Origin of the sequence: Kitasatospora sp. NPDC057692, from assembly GCF_042799475.1 — a bacterium.
Taxonomy (GTDB): domain Bacteria; phylum Actinomycetota; class Actinomycetes; order Streptomycetales; family Streptomycetaceae; genus Kitasatospora.
Genome location: NZ_JBHVIV010000202.1, coordinates 1 through 1,304, shown reverse-complemented (window position 1 = coordinate 1,304; position 1,304 = coordinate 1). Strand labels below are relative to the sequence as shown.

Sequence of the window (1,304 nt, the reverse complement as noted above, 5' to 3'; positions counted from 1 at the left end):
TGAGCTGCTCCGGGTTTCGTGGAGTCCCTGATGTCTGGGTTTGTTACGATCCAGGCGTAAGGAGAACCACGAGCAGTGCCAGCACCCCGTAAGTACCCCGATGAACTCCGTGAGCGTGCCGTCCGCGAGGTCCGCTCGACCGGCCGCCCCGTGGCCCATGTCGCCCGTGACCTGGGCATCCACAAGGAGGCCCTGCGGTCCTGGGTCCGCCAGGCCGAGGCCGACGCCGGAGAGCGTGACGACCGCCTGACCAGCTCCGAGCTGGAAGAGCTGAAGCAACTCCGCAAAGAGAACGCCGAGCTGAGGCGGGCCAACGAGATCCTCAAGGCCGCCAGCGTGTTTTTTGCCCAGGAGATCGACCGTCCCCGGACGAGGCCGAGCAGGTGATCGACCACCTGCGCGACGGCTTCGGGGTCGATCCCGTGTGCCGGGTGCTGGAGCTGTCGCCGTCGACGTACTTCGCGCGCAAGCAGCGACCGAAGTCCGCCCGCCGTCTGCGCGACGAGGAGCTGATTTCGCTGGTCACAGCGGTGTGGGAGGACTCGGGCCGTACCTACGGCGCCCGCCGCATCACCAGGGCCCTGGTCCGAGCCGGCCACGCGGTGGCCCGGTGCACCGTCGAGCGGCTGATGCGTGAGGTCGGCATCGAGGGCGTGATTCGCGGCCAGCGCCGCCGCACCACCGTCCCGGAGCCCGCGGCACCGCGTCCGCCGGACCTGGTCAACCGCCGGTTCACCGCCGAGCGCCCGAACCAGCTGTGGCTGGCCGACCTGACCTACATCCGCACCTGGTCGGGCTGGGTCTACGTGGCGTTCGTCCTGGACGCGTACTCCCGCCGGATCGTGGGCTGGCAAGCCGCCACCCACATGCGCACCGACCTGCCGCTGGACGCGCTGGAAATGGCGCTGTGGCGCCAGAGGATCAAGAAGGACGCCAGCCTCATCCATCACAGCGACCGCGGGTCGCAATACGTATCCATTCGCTACACGGAGCGATTGGCCGAGGTCGGCGCCGCGGCATCGGTCGGCTCCGTTGCGGACTCCTATGACAACGCGATGGCCGAGGCCCTGAACGGCACGTTCAAGGCCGAACTGATCGAACATCAGGGGCCCTGGCGGGACTTCGACGAGGTCGAGCGGGCCGTCTTCCAGTGGGTCGCGTGGTACAACGGTGAACGCCTCCACTCCGCCCTCGGCTACATGCCACCCGACGAGTACGAACAGGCGTACCGGACGAGACTGAAGCAACACCCGCAAGCCGCTTGATCACACGATCGCGGACTCCACGAAACTCGGGGCAGCTCA

General features: G+C 67.9%; 1 protein-coding gene. It reads left to right on the top strand.

Features of this window, described 5'->3' with window-relative positions:
* The first annotated feature begins 75 nt into the window (after window positions 1–75).
* Window positions 76–1,265 (top strand): IS3 family transposase gene (locus ACFVFS_RS40800; RefSeq protein WP_380630179.1). Its coding sequence is split into 2 segments (ribosomal slippage): window positions 76–340 and window positions 340–1,265, totalling 1,191 coding nucleotides; the frame shifts between segments, so codons are not numbered across the junction.
* The last annotated feature ends 39 nt before the right edge of the window (window positions 1,266–1,304 follow it).